The sequence below is a fragment of the Bacillus sanguinis genome (assembly GCF_018332475.1).
Taxonomy (GTDB): Bacteria; Bacillota; Bacilli; order Bacillales; family Bacillaceae_G; genus Bacillus_A; species Bacillus_A sanguinis.
This window is the reverse complement of sequence record NZ_BOQB01000694.1, coordinates 1-305: the sequence shown is the minus strand read 5'-3', so window position 1 is coordinate 305 and position 305 is coordinate 1. Positions and strand designations below refer to the sequence as shown.

Annotated in this window: 1 pseudogene; it reads right to left on the bottom strand. The window is 24.6% G+C overall.

Annotated elements, in window-relative coordinates:
* Window positions 1-235, bottom strand: a pseudogene (locus KI369_RS29250) (hypothetical protein); the annotation flags it as partial.
* Window positions 236-305: the final 70 nt, after the last annotated feature.

The window sequence follows — 305 nt, the reverse complement described above, 5'->3', positions numbered from 1 at the left end:
TAGGGTTATACTGTCCAATCTTTTTCAAAATCAATTTATTAAAATCTAGTATTCTTTTATTTTTAAAAGCATGAATAGATAACTTAGGAAATAAACTGTATTTCAGTACATCTTTGAAGCCTTTATTTTCATACTCATAAGATAAAATATCTGTATCTATTCCATTTTTATTAAACGATATCGCCAATGATTCGTTATAATCAAAAAAGCTAGGCCCTATAATTAAAGCTTTCATCTGTTAACTCTCTCCCTATAATTAATGGGTTAATATGAACTAAATAAATGATTATCAAAAAAACTATTAA